Below are 21563 nucleotides of genomic sequence, written 5' to 3'. Positions count from 1 at the left end.
ATTGTTGAACAAAGTTTAGTGCTATCAAACTGTGTCTAGATGCCAATTAATCTCATAAAAACAGTATGGTTAGGAATGATGGCTTTTTCCTGCAAAATTATTTCTGTTTCAAGATAAGAAAATGCTTTAATTTCACACTTTTGGTGATTATGATGCGCGCCTCAAAAGTGAATGGTTAGTGTCACATCAGCTGGGATAATCCCGGCTTGAACGTGGGGGAAATACAGACGTTGAACGCAAAACCGCAAGCAGGAAAGCCAGTTATTCGTTTATCTGGTATTAGTAAAAGTTTCGATGGTAAGGAAATCATCGGTAATTTAAATCTGGATGTTAATCATGGTGAATTTCTGACGATTCTCGGGCCTTCTGGTTGTGGTAAGACAACAGTTTTACGCATGATTGCAGGTTTTGAAACGGCAGATAACGGTCAAATTATTTTGGATGACCAGGATGTAACACAGGTTCCTGCAGAGCAAAGGCACGTCAACACGGTATTTCAAAGTTACGCATTGTTTCCACATATGACCGTATATGAGAATGTCGCTTTTGGTCTTCGTATGCAGAAAACGCCTACTGCGGACATTGAACCACGAGTAATGGAAGCACTGCGCATGGTGCGCCTAGAAAAAATGGCACAGCGTAAGCCTCATCAGCTTTCTGGTGGTCAGCAACAACGTATCGCCATTGCGCGTGCGGTTGTTAACAAACCAAAAGTACTGCTGCTAGATGAATCTCTATCTGCACTTGATTACAAACTGCGTAAGCAAATGCAAATTGAGCTTAAACAGCTTCAGCGTCAACTTGGTATTACCTTTATCTTCGTTACGCACGATCAGGAAGAAGCCCTATCGATGTCTGACCGCATTATTGTAATGCGCGACGGTGTTATTGAGCAGGATGGTTCTCCACGTGAGATTTACGAAGAGCCGAAGAACCTATTTGTTGCTCGCTTTATCGGTGAGATCAACGTATTCAACGCAACCATGCTAGAGCGTATCGACGAGAAACGTATCCGTGCAGAAATCGAAGGTGTCGAGTCTGTTGTTTACTACGATCAGGAAGCGCAAGCAGGTGAAAAACTGCAAGTACTACTTCGCCCAGAAGACTTACGTATCGAAGAGATCAAAGAGTCTGAAGAAAAAGGCATCGTAGGTCACGTAACAGAGCGTACCTATAAAGGTATGACGCTTGATTCAGTTATCCAATTGGATTCGGGCATGCGTGTAATGGTTAGCGAATTCTTTAACGAAGATGATCCTGATGTGGACCACTCACTTGGCCAGAAAGTCGCTATCACTTGGGTTGAGAGCTGGGAGGTAGTCCTCAATGATAAGCAAGAAGATTAATCTTCAAAACGCGATCATTACCTTAATCGTCGGTTGGCTAACACTTTTCGTGTTGGTACCAAATGTGATGATTATCGGTACGAGTTTCTTAACGCGTGATGAAGCAAACTTAATCGAAATGACATTTACTTTCGACAACTACTTACGTCTACTCGACCCCTTGTATGCGAAAGTGCTGATGCACTCGTTCTACATGGCGATTGTGGCGACGTTGTTGTGTTTAGTAATTGGTTACCCATTTGCTTACATCATAGCGAAAATGCCAGAGAAATGGCGCCCATTCATGTTGTTCTTAGTTATCGTACCTTTTTGGACAAACTCTCTTATCCGTACTTACGGCCTGAAGATTGTTCTGGGTACACAAGGTATTTTGAACAAATCATTAATGGCGATGGAAATCATCGATAAGCCATTACGTATTATGTACACCGAAACAGCAGTAATGATTGGTCTTGTGTACATCCTGCTTCCATTTATGATTCTGCCGCTTTACTCGGCAATCGAGAAGTTGGACAACACTTATATCGAGGCGGCGAAAGATCTTGGTGCGAACAAGTTCCAAACCATTACGAAAGTGATTCTACCTCTTACAATGCCTGGCATTATCGGTGGTTGTTTGTTGGTTCTGCTACCAGCACTAGGTATGTTCTACATCTCTGACCTTCTTGGTGGTGCGAAGAACCTACTGATTGGTAACGTTATTAAGAGCCAAGTATTGAACGCTCGTGACTGGCCATTTGGTGCTGCGACCAGTATCGCCCTCACCTTCGCAATGGCTGTGATGCTTTACGCTTACTACAGAGCAGGCAAACTATTGAATAAGAAAGTGGAGCTAGACTAATGGGACGCACAGTTAGATTTAGCTTTATGGCGCTGGTGTATGCATTTTTGTATCTGCCAATCATCGTCTTAATTGTTAACTCATTTAATGCCAACAAATTTGGTATGAAATGGGGTGGTTTCACCACGAAATGGTACGAAACCTTAGTAAATAACGACAGCCTAATGCAAGCTGCATGGCATTCATTGAACGTAGCGGTATTCTCAGCGACAGCAGCAACCATCATTGGTAGCTTAACGGCCGTTGCCCTATTCCGTTACTCGTTCAAAGGTAAAGGTGCGGTAAACGGCATGCTGTTTGTCGTGATGATGTCTCCCGATATTGTAATGGCGATTTCATTACTTGCTCTGTTCCTAGTATTAGGCGCACAGCTTGGCTTCTTTACACTATTGATTGCTCACATCACCTTTTGTCTACCATTCGTTGTGGTAACTGTATACAGCCGCTTAAATGGCTTTGATGTGAAAATGTTGGAAGCAGCAAAAGACCTTGGTGCAAGCGAGTGGGTTATCTTGAAACAGATCATCCTTCCTCTCGCTAAACCAGCGGTTGCCGCAGGTTGGCTATTGAGCTTTACCTTGTCTTTGGACGATGTGATCATCAGCTCGTTTGTAACGGGTCCAACATACGAAATCTTGCCATTGAAGATTTACTCAATGGTTAAGGTGGGCATTTCACCGGAAGTTAACGCCCTAGCAACGGTGATGTTGATTGTTTCTTTGGTCTTGGTAGTAATTTCTCAGTTGCTAGCAAGAGAAAAAGTGAAGTAGAATCCGCACCTGTTAACATCACGAAACAGAATGGTTACATGCCATTCTGTTTTTCTATCTATCGTCCAAAATTGGACAACGTTTGGTTTGGAGCTAACGTCAATGAAAAAATGGGCTACTCTATTAGCTGGTAGTGCATGTGCGCTTTCTCTGTTCTCTGGTACAGCGACAGCGGATGATAAAGAACTAGTATTTATGAACTGGGGTCCTTACATCAACAGTAATATCCTAGAGCAATTTACTAAAGAAACTGGCATCAAAGTGATCTACTCGACTTACGAGTCGAACGAAACTTTGTATGCAAAGCTAAAAACTCATAACCAAGGTTATGACCTAGTAGTACCTTCAACGTACTTCGTGGCGAAGATGCGTGACGAAGGCATGCTACAAAAGATCGATAAGACTAAGCTGAAAAACTTCGGCAACCTAGATAAAAACTACCTAGACAAGCCTTACGATCCAAGTAACGACTACTCTATCCCACACGTTGTTGCGATTACAGGCCTAGCGGTTAACGCAGATATGTACGATCCAAACGACTTCCAAAGCTGGGCTGACCTATGGAAGCCTGAGCTTGAAGGTCAAGTAATGTTGATGGACGACACTCGTGAAGTGTTCCATATCGCTCTGCGTAAACTTGGCTACTCAGGTAACTCAAAAGACCCTAAGCAAATCGATGAAGCGTACGCTGAGCTACAAAAGTTGATGCCTAACGTTTTAGTTTTCAACTCTGACAACCCTGGCGCACCTTACATGTCTGGTGAAGTGGGCGTTGGTATGCTTTGGAACGGTAGCGCCGCAGCGGCACAAAGTGAAGGCCTGAACCTTAAACTCGTTTTTCCTAAAGAAGGCGGTATCGGCTGGGTTGATAACTTCGCTATCTCTTCCGGTGCGAAGAACGTAGAAGCCGCTCACAAGATGATTGACTTCCTACTGCGCCCAGAAATCGCAGAGCAAATCTCTCGTGATACTGGCTACCTAACGGCGGTGGAAGAATCGAATGCTAAGTTTAAAGACGTTGCCCCACTGTTCCCTTCTCAAGAAGACCTTGACCGTGTTGAATGGCAAGATGCGGTTGGTGATCTAACCGTTAAGTACGAAGATTATTTCCTCAAGCTGAAAGCGGGACAATAATCTAGCTTGTGTAACAAGTCATCAACCATAGGAAAATAGGCAGCAATACGCTGCCTATTTTTGTCTTAGGCTGATATAATCGCGCGTTGCTAGTTTTATTTGTCTTGGTATCATAGATTTATCGTCTCATAACAAGGAGACAACGATATTCAAGCTAAATGAACATATTTGTGCTTACTGCGATTTGGCTCCACTCGATAACTCCAGCTAGTATTGACTTGTCCAATCGCGAAACAAAACGGAAAACAAATGAAAAGTAAATTCTACGCAAGCGCTCTATGTGCAGCGACGCTCATCGCTACCCCTGCAATGGCTGCTGATCAAGAACTGTATTTCTACAACTGGTCGGAATACATTCCAAACGAAGTTCTTGAAGACTTTACAAAAGAAACCGGAATCAAAGTTATTTACTCTACATACGAATCTAACGAGAGTATGTACGCAAAACTAAAAACTCAAGGTTCTGGTTACGACTTGGTAGTACCGTCTACCTATTTCGTCTCTAAAATGCGTAAAGAAGGCATGCTACAACAGATCGACAAAGAGAAATTATCTCATTTTGCCGATCTTGATACTAACTTCCTAAACAAACCGTTCGATCCGAACAACAACTACTCTATCCCATACATTTGGGGTGCGACCGGTATTGGTATCAATGCTGACATGCTAGACAAATCATCGGTTACTAAGTGGGATGATTTTTGGGATAGTAAGTGGGAAGGTCAACTAATGCTGATGGATGATTCTCGCGAAGTATTCCACATTGCATTGACTAAGCTTGGTTACTCACCAAACACGACTAACCCAGAAGAAATCAAAGCCGCTTACGAAGAACTGAAAAAGCTAATGCCAAACGTATTAGTATTTAACTCAGACTTTCCTGCAAACCCTTACCTTGCGGGTGAAGTTTCACTAGGCATGCTTTGGAACGGTTCTGCATACATGGCTCGTCAAGAAGGTGCGAACATCGACATCATCTGGCCAGAAAAAGGCACTATCTTCTGGATGGACAGCCTAGCAATTCCAACTGGCGCAAAGAACGTTGACGCCGCTCATAAGATGATCGATTTCCTACTACGTCCTGAGAACGCAGCTAAGATTGCACTAGAGATTGGTTATCCTACGCCAGTTAAAACGGCACACGATCTGCTACCGAAAGAATTTGCTAATGATCCAAGCATCTTCCCACCACAAGAAGTGATGGACAGCGGTACTTGGCAAGATGAAGTTGGCGAAGCGAGCGTAATGTACGATGAGTACTTCCAAAAGCTAAAAGTGAACAACTAATTCGTTAGTTTTAAAGATATGAAAAAGCGGCTCATGAGCCGCTTTTTTGTTCTTAATGACAAGACAAACACTCTTCCTGTTGAAGTTATTACGCTCTTTCTTTTCCTTCTAGAGCCAGTATCTCGTCAACTAATTTTGGAACCTCAACGCTTGCTTTTCCGTAGCGTTTTTCCTCAAATTCACTTTCTACCGCACTAGGTTCTAGGTTAATTTCAATGGTATGTGCGCCGTGCATTTTTGCATCATGAACAAAACCTGCTGCGGGATACACAACGCCAGAAGTCCCAATAGAAATAAACAAATCTGCTTCTTCTAATGACGCGTAGATATCACCCATTCGCAGTGGCATTTCACCAAACCAAACAATATGTGGTCGCATTTGTGAAGGGATCTGACAACAGTGACAAAGTTCGCCTGTCTTAATGTCCTCATTGTGCTCTACTACTTGGTTAGATTCACTACAGCGCGCCTTGAGCAACTCACCATGCATGTGAATCACATTCTGACTGCCGCCTCTTTCGTGAAGGTTGTCTATATTTTGAGTGATGACCGTCACTTTACCTTCTAACTCAGCCTCTAAACGACCTAATGCTTCATGCGCTGCATTAGGCTTTATCGCATTATCTTGAAGTTTCTTGCGGCGTTGGTTGTAAAAGTCTTGAACAAGGTCCGGATCGCGAGCAAACCCTTCAGGCGTTGCTACATCTTCGATACGGTGATTCTCCCATAGGCCATCTTGCGCACGAAATGTTTGAATACCAGATTCGGCCGAGATACCTGCACCAGTAAGTACTACAATATTTCTATAAGGGAAATTCATAACTCATCCTTGCTGTTTTTTCATTAGCTTAACACTGAAAGAATAGCAACAGTAGTAATATGGATTAGACTATAGTCGTAATGGTCACTATTAGAATTACAATTTAAGAGGAACAGCAATGAGACAAGTATCTCTAACGTTTACATTGCTTCTGACTTTGGCAGGCTGTCAACTTACCAATGTTGAAGGCGAAGTCGATGATGTAAAGGTAAGAGTCAGCACCAATGATGATGACCATCGAGGTAATGGTAATTTCTGTCCTCCGGGCCAAGCCAAGAAAGACAATTGCTAAAAGAGCGGCTTTATGCCGCTCCCATATTGGCCTCAATCCTCGTTGGTCGAAGATATTTTATGAATGGCTAGGTCAGCGCCATTGAATTCGTCTTCTTCTGAAAGCCTCAGTCCCATACTGGTATTAATCGCACCGTAGACTACAAGTGCACCAAGCGCTGCGATGGAAAGGCCCAAAAGCGTTCCTAGAAGCTGAACGATAATGCTCACGCCACCTAGCCCACCCAATGCGCTTTGACCAAAAATCCCAGCGGCAATACCACCCCAAGCGCCACATACACCGTGTAAAGGCCAGACACCCAGCACATCATCAATCTTGGTTTTGTTTTGTAGGTGGGTAAAAAGATAAACAAATAGCACGCCAGCAATCGCACCTGTCACTAAAGCACCGATAGGATGCATTAAGTCTGAGCCCGCACATACAGCAACCAAGCCAGCCAGTGGGCCGTTATGAATAAAGCCAGGGTCATTCTTACCAGCCAACAATGACGCGACAATGCCTCCGACCATTGCCATCAATGAGTTCATAGCCACCAAGCCACTTATGCCTGACACAGTTTGAGCTGACATGACGTTGAAGCCAAACCACCCCACACATAAGATCCAAGCTCCCAAGGCCAAAAATGGAATATTCGAAGGTGCAAAGTTGGTGTGCTTTCCTGCTCGAACTCTGCCTTTTCTCATGCCCAAAAACACGACGGCAACAAGCGCTATCCAGCCGCCAACACCATGCACAACGACTGAACCTGCAAAATCGTGGAAGCCATAACCAAAGGTATTTTCAAACCAAGCTTGAACACCAAAGTTTCCGTTCCAGATCATTCCCTCAAATAACGGGTATACGATGCCGACAGTGAAAAATGTTGCGATTAGAATCGGATAAAAACGAGCTCGTTCTGCGATACCACCTGAAACAATAGCGGGAATCGCTGCAGCGAAGGTCAGCAAGAAAAAGAACTTCACTAACTCGTAACCATTGCCTTGAGATAATGTCTCAGCATCAGCAAAGAAGGTGCCGCCATAAGCGACCCAGTATCCAATAAAAAAATACGCGATGGCGGATATACCGAAATCAACCAATATCTTAACTAAAGCATTAACTTGGTTCTTTTGGCGCACGGTTCCTACTTCAAGAAAAGCGAAACCAGCATGCATCAAAAAAACCATGATTGCGCCAAGTAGTAAGAAAAGTGTGTCGGAACTTTGCGTGAGAGTTTGTACAGCGCCGTGTACCTGATTGGCAGTTACACTCATTATAATTGTCTCCATTGATCTGTAGCGCACTTATCCTGTGCATCAAAGTTAGGCTCATCACCAATTTGGTGAACTTGATTTATAGAGCGTCTAACAGAGCAATTCTCATTCCATAATTTATATTTCTAACACTTACGCTTTAATTTATTGTTTTGTATGAACTTTAATAAAATTAGGTATTCTTGAAATGGTGTTTAACATGCTAATAAATGCACCAATGTGGTTTTAGTGCACCAACATAATGCGCACCATATAGCTCAACAAACAGCAAACTTTATACGATAAACGTAAAAGCCACCCCATGAGAGGTGGCTTATATACGGAATTGCTAACTAAAGGAGTTTATCGAGTGATCTTCCCTGCTTTTACTTCTTCTAACCAACGTCCTTCAACAAGATAGGGAGGGAGCCAACCAGTTTCAACAGATAAACGGTTACCTTTGTCATACCACATGCAAGCCATGCCAAGCAGAGGGAAAGAGATGAAAGTTTCTATAGAAATCAAGTCCTCTGACTTATCGAGCCTCATTTGGTATTTCTCTTGGAACTGAAGGTTCTTAATAAGTACTTCTTCAAAGTCATAACCGATGTCAGTTGTCAGGGCAGCAAAAGTTTCCAAAATACCCATGGCGATTTCTAACGCCCAATTATCACCCTGAGCAACTGCCGCGTCCATCGCGGCCACCAGTTTATCAGGGTAGTCCGATGTGCGGTTATGGAACGACTGGATGACATCTACTAGCATATAAGACAACTTACCCGCCCTAGTGGCACTTTGTTTCATCAGAGAAATGGGAAAGTTCGCCAATACATCCATACTTGGCCTGTCACGCACAATTGCCGATATAAAATAAGCATCCAGCCACATTGAAGGACAAATGAAGCCCATTTCTAAGATACCTTCACCATCCCATGTTACTTCTGGATAATCTAGTATCTGAACAGTTAATGGCTCATTAGGAAACATAGCCAGCCGATGATAACAAGCCCCCATTAATGAAGTTTCATAAAGGCGTAATGTACAAATTTGTTCGTCTTCATGTGAGGTTTGAAACCATGTATACCAGCGAACCTGGTCGATGGCAAAATCACCAAGACTGACTAGGTTTTCCCGCCTGACTTTAAGACCTTCTTTTCTGTTATCTAGGACTCTATTTATAAATTTTTTTTTACTCACAATTGCTTGTGTGTCAAGTTCAGGATTTGCTTTGCGTTCTACAACCTTGCTCGATTCATTACTTTGCATTTTTACTTTAATCCTTTGGAATTAATTTTAAACTCTGCCACTTCTAGCTTTAAGTCCGAGGCCTTTCCACTTTCAGGGATGCTTGCTTGCGTATGTATATATCGAATAGGTCTACCGGATAAAGCGGCGTATTGAATTTCGTCGGCAGCTACTTTTTCTGTTGTTCCTTCTAAATTTTTCGACATTAGCTTAACTATTTCCGCCGTATATTTACTTGTCCCTTGCTGATACGCCTCGTTTCCAATCTTACGGCTGCCCAGCGGGCTGCTACCCCCTTTGGCCTCAACAATTATAATTTCACCTGGTGGCGGCTCTTCCACCTCGTAAACCATATCAAAATCGCCCGGCTTCGAAATTGAGGTTCCAATATCTTTGGGATGAAGCAGCTTAGCATTAGGACGTTTACTCCGGACAAAGTCATCCGCGGCTAACTCACCAATTTTTGCGGACTGTTGGTTAATATTGCCAATTTGAGCGTTATATCCCTCTTCGCCAGTTCGAGCGTCCATTGCCTCTTGACGCTCTTTCAAGCATTCGTCAATTTTTGCTTTGTTTCTTTCTGTTAGCTCATAATCACTCGTATTGAGTTCAGAGTTTTCTTTATACTCTGCTTTATTCAGCACAAGATCTTCAGTGAAGATCGTACAACCTTCCTCTCCACCAACTTTCTCTGAGTCAAAAACATGCGCATTTACAAACTCCTCAATCCCAACAACATACTGCACTTCGTGTCTGATGCCATCTGAGTGATTGATATGACGGTAAAAAGTAATCTCGTTTCTCTCGCAATCAATATGGTCTAAATCGTATTCATATCGAATATGATTTTTACCTTTGGGTTTGCGGATTTTGACTTGCGAGCGAACGCCATCTTCTCCGACGGATGACTCTTTTGCTGCTTCTAAAATCTGATCGCAAACCTCTTGGGGAACATCGCTTTGCGCCTGATACTCTGCCAACATTTGACCCAAGCGTTTTAGCCCTTCTTCACATAGGAAACCTGTTGGGTCAATCCATTGGATAGGGTTGACTGCATATTGGTAATGATTAATACCACCAGCAATAGATATCGGATCTTGTTGGATAAAACGTCCTAGCTTAGGGTCGTAATACCGAGCGAGGTTGTAATGTAAGTTGGTTTCTTGATCGAAATACTGTCCTTGAAAACGCAATGGATTTACTACTTTTTCAATATGTACATGAGCAAAGCCGTGAGCATCGTAGCTGGCACTCCATACAACATTCCCTTCGCAATCGATCAGTCGCTCTGGTTTACCAACTTGATCGCACTGGTACCAATAAATAACGTCATTTTCTAGCAGTGCCACTGGCGTGTAGGTTTCTGGTTGATATAGATACCAACGGAAAGCACCTGAAGAACGTTCACCAATTAAACGTTCACCTTCCCACAGGAACTCTGTAACGCCTTGTTGTGTAATTTTCTTCGTTCTGCGCCCTAATGCATCATATTCATATTGACTGATACCATCGTCGGTGTGAACTTCAATGAGCTGATTTAACGCATCAAATACGCGAGTCTGAACGTGTCCTTGCCCTTCACGTTTTGTCTGGTTTCCTTGCGCGTCATATTTGAACCGGACATCATCGTGTACTTCAATACGATCAGCGAATACCTCTGAAGATGGCAAAGTAGGATTGCCAAAACTATCGTATTCAAACTTAGTCACTTCTCCGGAAGCATTGACTCGTTTCAGTTGCCCTAAGGTATCGTACTGATAGTGCGTTGCTCCTGCCATATTATTAATGATTGATGAAATACGGTTTTGCGCATTGTAAACGTACTTTTTCTCTCTATCCGGCCAATGTTGTTCGACCAAACGACCAACACCATCATAAATGATGCGCTCATTAAAATGTGCCGTTTCAATTTGGGAAACTCGTCCCATTTCATCGTAATGAAATTTGATTTGAGGTAAATCTAGGTTTCCAAACCGAATCGCTGAAAAACGCCCATATCGATCATAAGAGAAGTTCAGCTCCGTATTATCTGGCAGTACCTGAGATACGCGTTGGCCAACTCTGTTAAACTCCTGCGCTATCTCAAACTGGCCTTGAATGCGCTTTGTTAAATGCCCGAATGAAGAGTATTGGTATTGCAATGTGTGATGGCGATTGGATGCGAAAGTAAGTCGCCCACCAAGCGTATAATTGAAGTGGTTCTCTACAATACTGCTACCATTTCCTGCTTTGACGTGCTTGAGATAACCCGCAGCGTCATAGCGATACAGCACCGTCCTATCGGCGACTTGCTTACGATGGATCCGTCCCATATGATCATAATCAAATTGGCTTTGTAGATTATCAAACCCGACAGTTCCTGACAGCTGGCCTTCATCGTCATACAGGAATTCGAACTCTAAGCCGTCACTCCGAACTAATTTAGTCAGGTTACGTTGTTGATCGTATTCGTAAGAAATATGGCTGCCATCGGGAAAGATGACTGCTTCTTGTTGCGCGAGTGCTCCCCATTGATACGAGGTAATGCCTGCTGGCGTTCGAATCTGAGCAACACGGCTGTGCTCATCGTAAGAATATTCTTCGCTATAACCGACTTTGTCTTCGTCGTTAAAATAACGAACTGATGTACGCCTGCCAAATTGATCATAAGCGAGTTGAGCAATACACCCATCGGGATAAGCAACGCCATTCACTAAATCTTCTTCATTGTAGCTATAACGAAGTAATGTACCGTCTATTTCATTCGCGATAAGTCTTTGTTGTTCATCCCACCACCACTGACTTTTCTTACCATCTTCAGACTCTTTTTTGACGACTTGACCGTGTTTATCGTAATCATATTCCGTGACACAGCCGAACTGATCGGTATCCCAAACTCTTTGACCGAGGCTATTGTAGTAAGCCTTCTCGATATCCCCGTCAGGTGAAACCGTTTTAACTAACTTACCTAAGCCGTCATAACCATATTGAATTTCTTTGCCAGAGGAATGAAACTTAGAAACTAATTGACCATGCTGATTATATTGATAATTGACCGTTGACTGATCAGGATAGATAGCTTGTGCTTTTCGTCCTAATTCATCATATTGCCATCGCCAAGTTCTACCTGTGGGGCTTATTTTCTCAAGTAGGTTACCCTGCTCGTCATGCAAGAAAGACCATTGATGATCTAACGAGTCAGAATAAGAAGAGTGATTTCCTTGATAATGGAAACGATAGTCATAAATTCCTGCGTCCCCAACGTTTCTGATGCACTTCGCTTTTGCACCTTCGCCATCCCATTCAAAATAATGAGTAAAGCCAGTTGGTCGTACACGCTTAATAATTAAATGGCCGAGGTATTGATACTGTTCCTTTAGGCCCAAATGATTAGTTGCACTGACCAAATCATCGTGCTCATCATAGGTATAAGTTGCCAGAACTTTTTGGGACTTTGCATTAAGCAGTTCTACAAGGCGTCCTTGCTTATCATATTGACATTCAAGAACCGGACGCTTGTTATATGCGATCTCGATCAATCGATGGTTTCGAGAATACTGCAATTGAAACGTTGAAAACGTGCCATTTCTAACTTGTTTAGCTAGCCAACGATCATCTTTTTGCTCAAACCGATATTGATGCCCACTAGCGAGCGTTACAATCCGAGTTGTTGAGCTCAGGAAATAACAGCTCGCACCAGCGTATATCTGGTAACTTGTTGCTCCAATATCTACTGGCTCAAATTCTGTGATATCTGCCTTATCGTCAACAAACTCCCAAGCGATAACGTTGTCTTTCTCGTCCGTCTTCTCGCGTAATTCAAACTGAAATGCATGTCGCCAACCAAAGCCCATTCCATGATTTACATCCGACTGCGAAGAGCGGTAAGTACGCTGCCAAGTAGTACCTTGTTGTAGCTCGATATCATAGAGTTCGAGAATTTCTTCACCCGTCACAAGTGATACAGGATCACCGGCTTTCTCATGTTTTTCGCTGCTTTGTTGCTGAGGCTTGGCGGATGCGGCACTTCTGCCACTCTTTTTATTCGACTTCCCCTTTCCCTTCGATGGTTTTGCATTGACGGTATTTTGAGTCGGTGGAGGCGTAACCGCTGACGAGAGTGCGTAGTTTTCGCCGGTAGGTACAATTCGAGCGACACGCAAGTCACCGTTCACCAAAGCATTGGCAAACGTTGAATTATAGTGTTGGGAAGTAAGCTCACCGTCAGGTATGTTTGGCTTGAATTGACCAATCGTATAGAACAAGTCCTCGACAGAGCGAAGGTCAAGCTCACCAAAGCTCTCAAGAAACTCTATTGCCTCTTGTTTGGTCACGAATGTTTTAGGTTCGCCGCTAGTAAGTAACTGACCAGAGAAGTGATAACTTTCGCCAAAGCGATTCGTGATAGGAATGACGAATTGAGGGATCATAGCCGTAACGTGTTTGTCCTTTTCTTACCTTGCCGCATCATTATTTAATACTCGTTTCGCTCTTTTTTATTTGTGAGAGCAAGATGCCTTAATCAAACATCCTCCGATAGAGATTCCTCTGTATGCGTAGACTGAATGTATTGATGGCAATTTTCACGTATGCAACTCTTTGAATTTCTGAGCGCAGCGTACTTTAACGGGACGATGAATCCTGAGTAAATGAACAATAGCGTGAGTGAGACTAATGTCTCATCGTGACGCGATTTTTTTACATGTTTCTTACTTAACTATGATTTTCTGCCCAGTTACGTAAATTCACTCAAAAAGTTGCATCAAGTATCACCACTGCGACGCAACGCTTCATATTTGAGACAAAACAGCAACAAAAAAACCGCCTATTACGGCGGTTTTGCTTAAAGAATACTGATTAAAGGTTTGGACCTGTCGATGGTCTGTGTGGTTGGTTATTGAGCAGTTGCTGCATCCCTTGAAACATTCGTATAAACCACACCAAGATGGCTAATGCAGCAAACACCATCCCTACCCAAGGAATAAAGTAAGCGATGGTTTCAAGCAAAGTACTATGCAACCAATAATCACTCACGCCAACGAGTACACCGTTAGAAGTCGCGACGGTGACGATCAACACAACAAAAAACGTCAGGTAGAGAAAGAAGGTGCGAATTAAACCGTAGTAATGAGAAATCACTACGTCGCTGTCTTCTCCCTTATCTAATCGGTAACCCGCATAGATAATTGCGATAACGCCTGAGATCAGAAACGTAAACGGGGTCAGACAGCTCAGGATGTACGCAACCCAAATCCCGTTATGAGGTTTGTTCATTCGCTTTCGCTCCTTTTACTTCCGTTTGTGCCGTATCTGTTTCGCCCATTGCTTCTTTGGATTTCACTTCTTCATACCAAAGATCGTGATGCTCTTTCGCCCATGTTTCATCAACTTCACCTGTCACCATGCCTTCTAGCGCACCTTCCATACCGAATAGACCAATATAGATGTGGAAGATAAAGCCACAGATTAGAATCAGCGCCGAAATCGCATGAACTAAGTTAGAAAGCTCCATGTCACGGCGAGTTTGGCCAAAGATAGGAAAGTCCAGAACTAAGCCACTCACTGCCGCGATAGCACCAAAGAAGATTAACAACCAATAGATTGCCTTCTCACCACCGTTTGAGAAACCAGCTGACGGATGTGTGCCTTTGTGTTTACCAACCATGCCGCCCATTTTCATAAACCAACGAACATCAGTCATGTTTGGAATCGACTTGCGCCACCATTTAAAGAGCACGAGCATCAGTAAAATGAAGAACAATGGTCCCATGTAATTGTGGTACTGCTTCGCCAACATGACGATAAAGCCCCAGAACTCAGTAGGAACGTACGGTTTTAAGAAGTGCTTACCGTAAACCAGCATCAAACCACTGAATGCCAGAGTTAAGAATGTAAACGCCATACTCCAGTGAAGCGCGCGGTCTAAACGAGACCAACGCTTCATTTTTTTACCAGTACGCGGCTTGCTAAGCATCAAAGGACCAACGAATACGTAAGCCATGATAACCATCGCGATACTGCCGAAAATCGCGATAGCACCAGCAGGAGACATCCATTTCTCTTTTAGAATGTACCAAGTCTCACCAGGTTTACTGATCAATACGCCATGTTCTGGCGATTGAGACGTGGTGTAGCCTTCTTGCCCCTCTCTGACTTCGCGCCAATAGTCTGCCCCGGCGAGTTGCGTGATCTCCTGTTGAATAACTTTAGAAGATTGTCCCTCTGCTGAAGCAGGCATTGCAAAAGTCAGCAGCAATGCCGTCATCATTGACAACATTGCTAGAGATGCACGTTTAAGCGTGTTTAACATGTGCCTCTCCTTACTTAGCTTTTCGTCGCATCGTAAGAAAGATCGTTTCCGTCTGTCCAACCTGCGTTTTTCGCGCCGCGTTCTACCACACGTTGACGGAAAATGTCAGAGACTTTCTCTGCGTCACCCGCAAGCAGCGCTTTGGTTGAACAAAGCGATGCACACATCGGTAACTTGCCTTCTGCGATACGGTTCGCACCGTATTTTTGACGTTCTTCCTCAGAGCCAGGCTCTGTTTCTGGGCCGCCCGCGCAGAAAGTACATTTATCCATTTTGCCACGTTCACCAAACGCCTCTTGTTTAGGAAATTGAGGTGCGCCAAACGGACAAGCAAACAAACAGTAACCACAACCGATACACAGATCTTTATTGTGAAGAACGATGCCGTCTTCGGTATGTTCGAAACAATCAGCTGGACAAACTGCCATACAAGGCGCATCGGTACAGTGCATACAAGCAACAGAGATAGAGTTTTCACCAGCTTCACCGTCGTTTAGTGTTACCACGCGGCGACGCTGAATGCCCCATTCAAGCGCATCGTCGTTTTCGTTCTTACATGCAGTAACACAGCCGTTACACTCGATACAGCGCTTGGTGTCACATAGGAATTTCATTCGTGCCATTGTCAGACTCCTTACGCTTTACGAATGTTACATAGGGTTACTTTGGTTTCCTGCATCAAGGTAACCGGGTCGTAACCGTAAGTGGTTGCCGTGTTAGCCGATTCGCCAACAACGTAAGGCTGTGTACCTTCTGGGTATTTAGGACGTAGGTCTTCACCTTCGAACTTACCGCCAAAGTGGAACGGAATGAACGCCAAGCCAGGTTTCACACGACGTGTTACCATCGCTTTCACCCTGATTCGTCCCTTCTCTGCACCTTCAACCCAAACATCATCACCATCTCTGAAGCCAAGATCGTTCGCGTCTTTCGGGTTCACTTCAACAAACATTTCTTGTTGAAGCTCGGCAAGCCAAGGGTTTGAACGCGTCTCTTCACCACCACCTTCGTATTCAACCAGACGGCCAGAAGTCAGAACGATTGGGTACTCGCCCGATTTGTCCTGCTCTTGAATGGATTTATACAACGTAGGTACACGGAAGATTGCATCTTTGTCTTCCCAAGTTGGGTAGTCCGTTACAAGGTCACGACGTGGTGTGTAAAGTGGTTCACGATGCAGTGGCACACGGTCTGGGAACGTCCAAACAATCGCACGCGCTTTCGCGTTACCAAATGGAATACAACCGTGCTTGATCGCGACACGCTGAATACCGCCAGAAAGGTCAGTCTTCCAGTTTTTACCCTCTGCTGCCACTTTCTCTTCAGCAGTTAGGTCGTCCCACCAACCAAGTTGTTTCAATAACTTGTCAGTGAACTCTGGGTAACCATCTTTGATTTCACAGCCTTTCGAGTAGCTGTCTTCTGCAAGAAGGCTCTTGCCTTCAAATTCCACACCAAAGCGCGTACGGAAATTACCGCCACCTTCTGCAACCGTCTTTGACGTATCGTACAGAATGTGTGTACCTGGGTGTTTCATTTCTGGTGTGCCCCAGCATGGCCAAGGTAGACCATAGGTTTCACCGTTGACAGGGCCACCTTCCGCTTCCAATGTGGTTTTGTGGAACGTATGCCAGTTTTGTTGGTGCGCTTTCAAACGCTCTGGGCTTTGGCCTGTGTAACCAATCGTCCACATGCCTTTGTTGAATTCACGCGTTAGGTCTTCAATCACCGGCTGGTTGTTTTCAACACGGATGTTTTTGAACAGAAGATCGGAATAGCCCAGTTTCTTCGAAAGCAGGTACATGATTTCGTGGTCTGGTTTTGATTCAAACAAAGGTTCAATCACCTGCTCACGCCATTGTAGAGAACGGTTAGATGCGGTAACGCTGCCGTGTGTTTCAAACTGTGTTGTTGCAGGAAGCAGGTAAACGCCGTCGGTACGGTCGTTCATTACCGCAGCAACCGTTGGGTAAGGGTCCACAATCACCATCATGTCCAACTTCTGCATCGCTTTTTTCATCTCAACACCACGTGTTTGAGAGTTCACTGCGTGTCCCCAGTAGAACATTGCACGGATGTTTTCGCGCTGACGAATGTTGTCTTTGTTCTCCAGTACACCATCAACCCAACGAGATACAGGAATACCTGCACTGTGCATTGGTTTCTGACCGCTGTAAGCGTTGTCATCGAAACGACCTTTGATCCATTCGTAATCGATTTCCCACACTTTTGACCAATGACGCCAAGCGCCTTCAGAAAGGCCGTAGTAGCCAGGTAGCGTGTCAGAAAGTACGCCAAGGTCGGTTGCGCCTTGTACGTTATCGTGACCACGGAAGATGTTTGCACCGCCGCCTGATTTACCAATGTTACCAAGCGCTAGCTCAAGCACACAGTAAGCGCGTGTGTTGTTGTTACCAGTAGTATGCTGAGTACCACCCATACACCAAACAATACAGCCCGGGCGATTTTCAGAAAGCAGTTTTGCTGTTTGGTAAACGTCTTCTTCGCTTACGCCTGTTACGCGCTCAACTTCTGCTGGCGTCCATTTCGCTACTTCAGCACGGATTTCATCCATACCGAATACACGTTGACGGATGAACTCTTTATCTTCCCATTGGTTTTCGAAGATGTGCCACAACACACCCCAAATAAATGCTACGTCAGAACCAGGACGAAGTGATACATAGTGATCCGACTTTGCTGCCGTACGTGTACGACGAGGATCCGCTACGACGATCTTACAGTTGTTCTTCTCTTTCGCGATCAGAATGTGCTGCATCGCTACTGGGTGTGCTTCAGCTGGGTTTGAACCAATGAATAGCATCGACTTACAGTTGTGCATGTCATTGAAAGAGTTGGTCATCGCACCGTAACCCCAAGTGTTCGCTACACCCGCCACGGTTGTTGAGTGACAAATACGCGCTTGGTGGTCAACGTTGTTCGTACCCCAAAGTGATGCCATTTTGCGGAACAAGTACGCTTGTTCGTTGCTGTGCTTTGCGCTTCCCAAGAAGTAAACCGAATCAGGGCCGGACTCTTTACGGATGTCCATCACCTTGTTACCGATTTCTTCGATCGCTTGATCCCAAGAAAGCTTTTTCCACTTACCGTTTTCAAGCTTCATTGGGTATTTAAGACGGCGCTCACCGTGGCCATGTTCACGCAGTGCTGCACCTTTTGCACAGTGACCACCGGCGTTAAATGGGTGGTCGAATGCAGGCTCTTGACCCGTCCAAACACCATTTTGAACTTCTGCGTAAATACCACAACCCACTGAACAGTGAGAACAGATAGTACGTTTTATTTCTGTTTTCGCTTCTGGATCGACAGATTTTGCTTGCGCTTTTTTCATCATTCCCGGTGCAAATAGACTAGCACCAACCACTGCGCCACCAGCGGCAAGCGAAGTGTTTTTCATGAATGCACGACGAGATACGCCAAGCTGGTTCGTTTCTTTGCTCACACTGTCGGAGCGTTTGACAAGTTTCATCCGTTATCTCCTAAAGTGTGTCGTAGTAATCGCGAATGTGTTGAGTTTCACGATACCCTTTCTTCTTCACGTCGTTTTCAGAAGGCTCAACCGTTTCTGAAGCAACGGCCACTTTCGTGGTTCCCGCAACAACAGCACCGGCAACGGCAGCGGTTGTGAAGCCTTTTAGGAGATCCCTACGGCTTGTGTTTATTTCTTTATTATCTTTCATCATTGCTTCCTTACCTTACGGTAGATCTTTGGAGACTCATGCCTCTCTATCGATATGACCAAGTACTGCTCGATTACTCGTAATCAGTGACGTTTTTCACATCAATTTTTAATTTGTTCTTACTGCTTTTGGTGTTCACGCTAAAGCGCACTTGCTCTAACGTTAAAAACGCATCGCAAAGCTGTGCAGCTGGCTTGTAGAAGTTCACGCTTTCTGCGCTCTCTAGTTGGCGCGTAAAAGATTGGAACCAAGGGGCGATGTGTTTGTTAAACACCGCTTGCTGAAGTTCTTCCTCTTCACCTGTCAGCATTGCCATCACTTCGCACAGTGCAGAAATATGGTCTTCAGGCTCTTTCACGTTCTCTTCTCGTTCGATGCCTAAAAGATCCAAATCGCGACGAATTTCCGCTAACGGTTTTTCCATCATCGAGCCAGTGCGATGCCAAGATCCGAATGGCACAACTTCACCACGTCCAATGCCAATAAACAGATCTTGATATTCTTCTTCTAACGCTTCTCGCTGCGTTTCGTTCGCGGCTTGTTGCAGTGCGAGCCAAGCTTTTTGCATCGCGCTCTCAGACGGTTCAATTTCTAGCGACTTCAGGAACGCCAGCATTTCATCACTAGGCGCACTACGAAAAAGTGCAGATAGTACGAGATAAATGTCTGTTCTCAGTGTTTGTTCTTGTTGTGTGTCCACTGCGAGCTCCTAGTATTTCAGTTGTTTCATTGGGTCTTCTGCCATCGACTCAAACATGTCGATCACACGGCAGTCTTCACACATCGCGATACGATTGATCGCCGCTTCATCAGAGAAATGAGAGTGACCGCGTAACTTGTTTTGTAGCATGTCGATCATCGATTGCGGAGCAAAAGGCTTGTGACAACGAATGCACTCGGCTGCCTTTTCTTCATGAATCACAACCGCTTTCTGGCGTTCTTCTTTCACCCAGTTCATACGAGGAGTAAGCGTCAGCACTTTCTCTGGACACGCTTTCTCGCACAGCCCACATTGAATGCAGTCTTGCTCGACGAATTTAAGTGACGGAGATCGACCGTCCGTATGCAATGCACGTGTTGGACACACCGCCACACAGCTCATACACAACGTACAATCTTTACTTTCACAAGAGACTGTGCCGTAAGGTGCGTTCGCTGGAAGTTCAACAATGTTCTCAACTGGAATACGTGATGCGGACAACGCATCCAACGCCGTAAATAGACGCTGACGTTTGTTGCCTTGCAAGTCTCCTAATGCCAAATCAAAAGACTCGGTACAAAGTGTCGGAGCACCTTCACGTAGTGACTCTAGATACAGAATGTCGATGGTTTCTTTGGCGATACCAAGCTGACCGAGCAGCTCTTGAGCAATACCTACTTCGCTATTAAGCACACGAATAATGGTTTGAGGCATAAAACGTGAAGCCGCAAACAGCACCTGAGTAGCACCATTCACAAGCGCGGCGAACCAAGTATCAATACCAACCGAAGGCAGTTCTTCCACCACAATTGGAATCACATTATCTGGCAGTGCTTTTAGTGCCATCACGTTGTAGCTCTCGTGGCGAGAACTACAAATCAATACGATAGGATCTAAACCACCCGCTTGCTCATAGTTGGCGAGCGTACGTTCAATAAACTTTTGCGTATCTTCAGGGTTTGGCAGTGCGTAATGAATCGCTTCTGTCGGACACGCTGTAGCACAAGTACCCACGCCTTGACATAGGTATGGGTTGATCTCGATGCGATGGCCCGTTCTGTCGCTGCCTTCACTCGATAGTGCCCCTGCCGGACAAGCATCCACACACCGTTCGCAACCTTTTACGCCACGAGAGCTGTGTGCACATAAATCGGTATCTAAACGGAAGAATTTCGGTTTATCGAACGTCCCCATTAAGGTTGGAATCTCTTCCAACGCTGCAGCCAGTTTCGGATAGCCACGACCTACTGGGTAGTAGCCCGGTACTGGGACTTCTTCCGACATGCAGCTGTTAAGGCAAAGATCGAGTACGATATCGAAACAATCGCTATTGGTCGCGACCTTGGCAAGGTTGTTGGTCAAACCATGATTTTCAATCAGAACTTCAAACGTACCTAAGAACCCTGAAACCTGAACCGAATTGGCGTAATAAAGCTCGGGATTTGTGCCCTTTTCGCCATCGGTAGAAAGCAGCGTTAGGCTGTTCATTTGCGACAATTGCGCTGCCGCACTTTCGATGATTGCTGTTGGGCCCACAATCAAAGTATTACCGCCGCTTTCATAGCTTACGGTTGGTGGAATAAGATTGGTCAACTCTACGGTATTTTCGAAAGCGTACAGCCTCGCTTTACCGTTATTGGAAGTTGCTTGTTCTAATAATTGTTTCAGCATTGCTCAATTCCATTTATGAACATGGATAGTCTTTTCCATCTCTTAGTGTAGTTAGCGCCGGAGATTCTGCTGATTAACTTATCAATGAGAATTCTTATTCCGCCATCTATAGGCGATGAATACTACGCAGTGCGTCCGTACTAACTTCAACCAGATTGGTATTGAGCAACAAATAGCAAGTGTCATGCCAATAAAATATCAACTGAAAATCAATAGGTTATCAATTTTACTGACA

At 44.6% G+C, this 21563-nt stretch carries 17 protein-coding genes; 6 read left to right on the top strand and 11 right to left on the bottom strand.

Annotated elements, in window-relative coordinates; translation table 11 throughout:
- The first annotated feature begins 230 nt into the window (after positions 1–230).
- The 5 genes from potA (at position 231) to R7Z10_RS08050 (ending at position 5378) form a co-directional block, all read left to right on the top strand.
- Complete coding sequence (potA, locus tag R7Z10_RS08070; protein ID WP_017634901.1) at positions 231–1346, top strand: spermidine/putrescine ABC transporter ATP-binding protein PotA; 1116 nt, start codon at positions 231–233, stop codon at positions 1344–1346.
- Positions 1327–2187, top strand: a complete 861-nt coding sequence (potB, locus tag R7Z10_RS08065) for a spermidine/putrescine ABC transporter permease PotB (RefSeq protein WP_005377512.1) — start codon at positions 1327–1329, stop codon at positions 2185–2187. The genes potA and potB overlap by 20 nt, the downstream gene beginning before the upstream one ends.
- Positions 2187–2957 carry a spermidine/putrescine ABC transporter permease PotC gene (gene potC, locus R7Z10_RS08060; RefSeq protein ID WP_005389180.1) on the top strand — a complete coding sequence of 257 codons (771 nt, stop codon included), beginning with the start codon at positions 2187–2189 and terminating at the stop codon, positions 2955–2957. The genes potB and potC overlap by 1 nt, the downstream gene beginning before the upstream one ends.
- A 102-nt stretch (positions 2958–3059) precedes the next feature.
- Entirely contained in the window at positions 3060–4091 is a 1032-nt protein-coding gene (locus R7Z10_RS08055) for an extracellular solute-binding protein (protein WP_017634902.1), read from the top strand.
- A 249-nt stretch (positions 4092–4340) separates the two neighbouring features.
- Positions 4341–5378, top strand: coding sequence for an extracellular solute-binding protein (locus R7Z10_RS08050; RefSeq protein WP_222716694.1), 1038 nt, complete (start codon positions 4341–4343; stop codon positions 5376–5378).
- An 88-nt stretch (positions 5379–5466) separates the two neighbouring features.
- Here the strand turns inward: R7Z10_RS08050 and cobB are convergent, their stop codons facing one another.
- Positions 5467–6198 (bottom strand): Sir2 family NAD+-dependent deacetylase, encoded by a 732-nt coding sequence (gene cobB, locus R7Z10_RS08045; RefSeq protein ID WP_005377522.1) that lies wholly within the window; start codon positions 6196–6198, stop codon positions 5467–5469.
- A gap of 118 nt (positions 6199–6316) precedes the next feature.
- Here cobB and R7Z10_RS08040 point away from each other — a divergent pair, with 118 nt between their 5' ends.
- Positions 6317–6490 (top strand): hypothetical protein, encoded by a 174-nt coding sequence (locus tag R7Z10_RS08040; protein WP_005377524.1) that lies wholly within the window; start codon positions 6317–6319, stop codon positions 6488–6490.
- A gap of 32 nt (positions 6491–6522) precedes the next feature.
- Here the strand turns inward: R7Z10_RS08040 and R7Z10_RS08035 are convergent, their stop codons facing one another.
- The 10 genes from R7Z10_RS08035 to R7Z10_RS07990 all read right to left on the bottom strand — a co-directional run bounded on the left by R7Z10_RS08035 (position 6523) and on the right by R7Z10_RS07990 (position 21328).
- The gene (locus R7Z10_RS08035) at positions 6523–7743 is read right to left on the bottom strand and encodes an ammonium transporter (RefSeq protein ID WP_222716693.1); all 1221 of its coding nucleotides are present in this window, start codon (positions 7741–7743) and stop codon (positions 6523–6525) included.
- 342 nt (positions 7744–8085) lie between these two features.
- Positions 8086–8988, bottom strand: coding sequence for an immunity 49 family protein (locus R7Z10_RS08030; RefSeq protein ID WP_042522968.1), 903 nt, complete (start codon positions 8986–8988; stop codon positions 8086–8088).
- 2 nt (positions 8989–8990) lie between these two features.
- Complete coding sequence (locus R7Z10_RS08025) at positions 8991–13376, bottom strand: RHS repeat-associated core domain-containing protein (RefSeq protein WP_318104584.1); 4386 nt, start codon at positions 13374–13376, stop codon at positions 8991–8993.
- Between the two features lie 427 nt (positions 13377–13803).
- Positions 13804–14220, bottom strand: a complete 417-nt coding sequence (locus R7Z10_RS08020; RefSeq protein ID WP_086046762.1) for a hypothetical protein — start codon at positions 14218–14220, stop codon at positions 13804–13806.
- Positions 14204–15256: a formate dehydrogenase subunit gamma gene (locus tag R7Z10_RS08015; RefSeq protein ID WP_318104581.1), complete on the bottom strand. Its 1053-nt coding sequence runs from the start codon at positions 15254–15256 to the stop codon at positions 14204–14206. Before R7Z10_RS08015 ends, R7Z10_RS08020 begins: the two co-directional genes overlap by 17 nt.
- A gap of 14 nt (positions 15257–15270) precedes the next feature.
- Positions 15271–15879: a formate dehydrogenase FDH3 subunit beta gene (gene fdh3B / locus R7Z10_RS08010; RefSeq protein WP_005377536.1), complete on the bottom strand. Its 609-nt coding sequence runs from the start codon at positions 15877–15879 to the stop codon at positions 15271–15273.
- Between the two features lie 11 nt (positions 15880–15890).
- Positions 15891–18746 carry a formate dehydrogenase subunit alpha gene (locus tag R7Z10_RS08005; protein WP_318104578.1) on the bottom strand — a complete coding sequence of 952 codons (2856 nt, stop codon included), beginning with the start codon at positions 18744–18746 and terminating at the stop codon, positions 15891–15893.
- A 10-nt stretch (positions 18747–18756) separates the two neighbouring features.
- A complete protein-coding gene (locus R7Z10_RS08000; RefSeq protein ID WP_005377542.1) occupies positions 18757–18957 on the bottom strand; it encodes a twin-arginine translocation signal domain-containing protein in 201 nt (66 codons plus the stop codon).
- 73 nt (positions 18958–19030) lie between these two features.
- Entirely contained in the window at positions 19031–19657 is a 627-nt protein-coding gene (locus tag R7Z10_RS07995; protein ID WP_005377544.1) for a molecular chaperone, read from the bottom strand.
- Positions 19658–19666: 9 nt separating this feature from the next.
- Positions 19667–21328 (bottom strand): 4Fe-4S dicluster domain-containing protein, encoded by a 1662-nt coding sequence (locus tag R7Z10_RS07990; protein WP_318104576.1) that lies wholly within the window; start codon positions 21326–21328, stop codon positions 19667–19669.
- Positions 21329–21563 lie beyond the last annotated feature (235 nt).

The organism is Vibrio sp. Vb1018 (assembly GCF_033338775.1).
Taxonomy (GTDB): Bacteria; Pseudomonadota; Gammaproteobacteria; order Enterobacterales; family Vibrionaceae; genus Vibrio; species Vibrio alginolyticus.
This window is presented reverse-complemented; position numbering and strand designations above follow the sequence as displayed.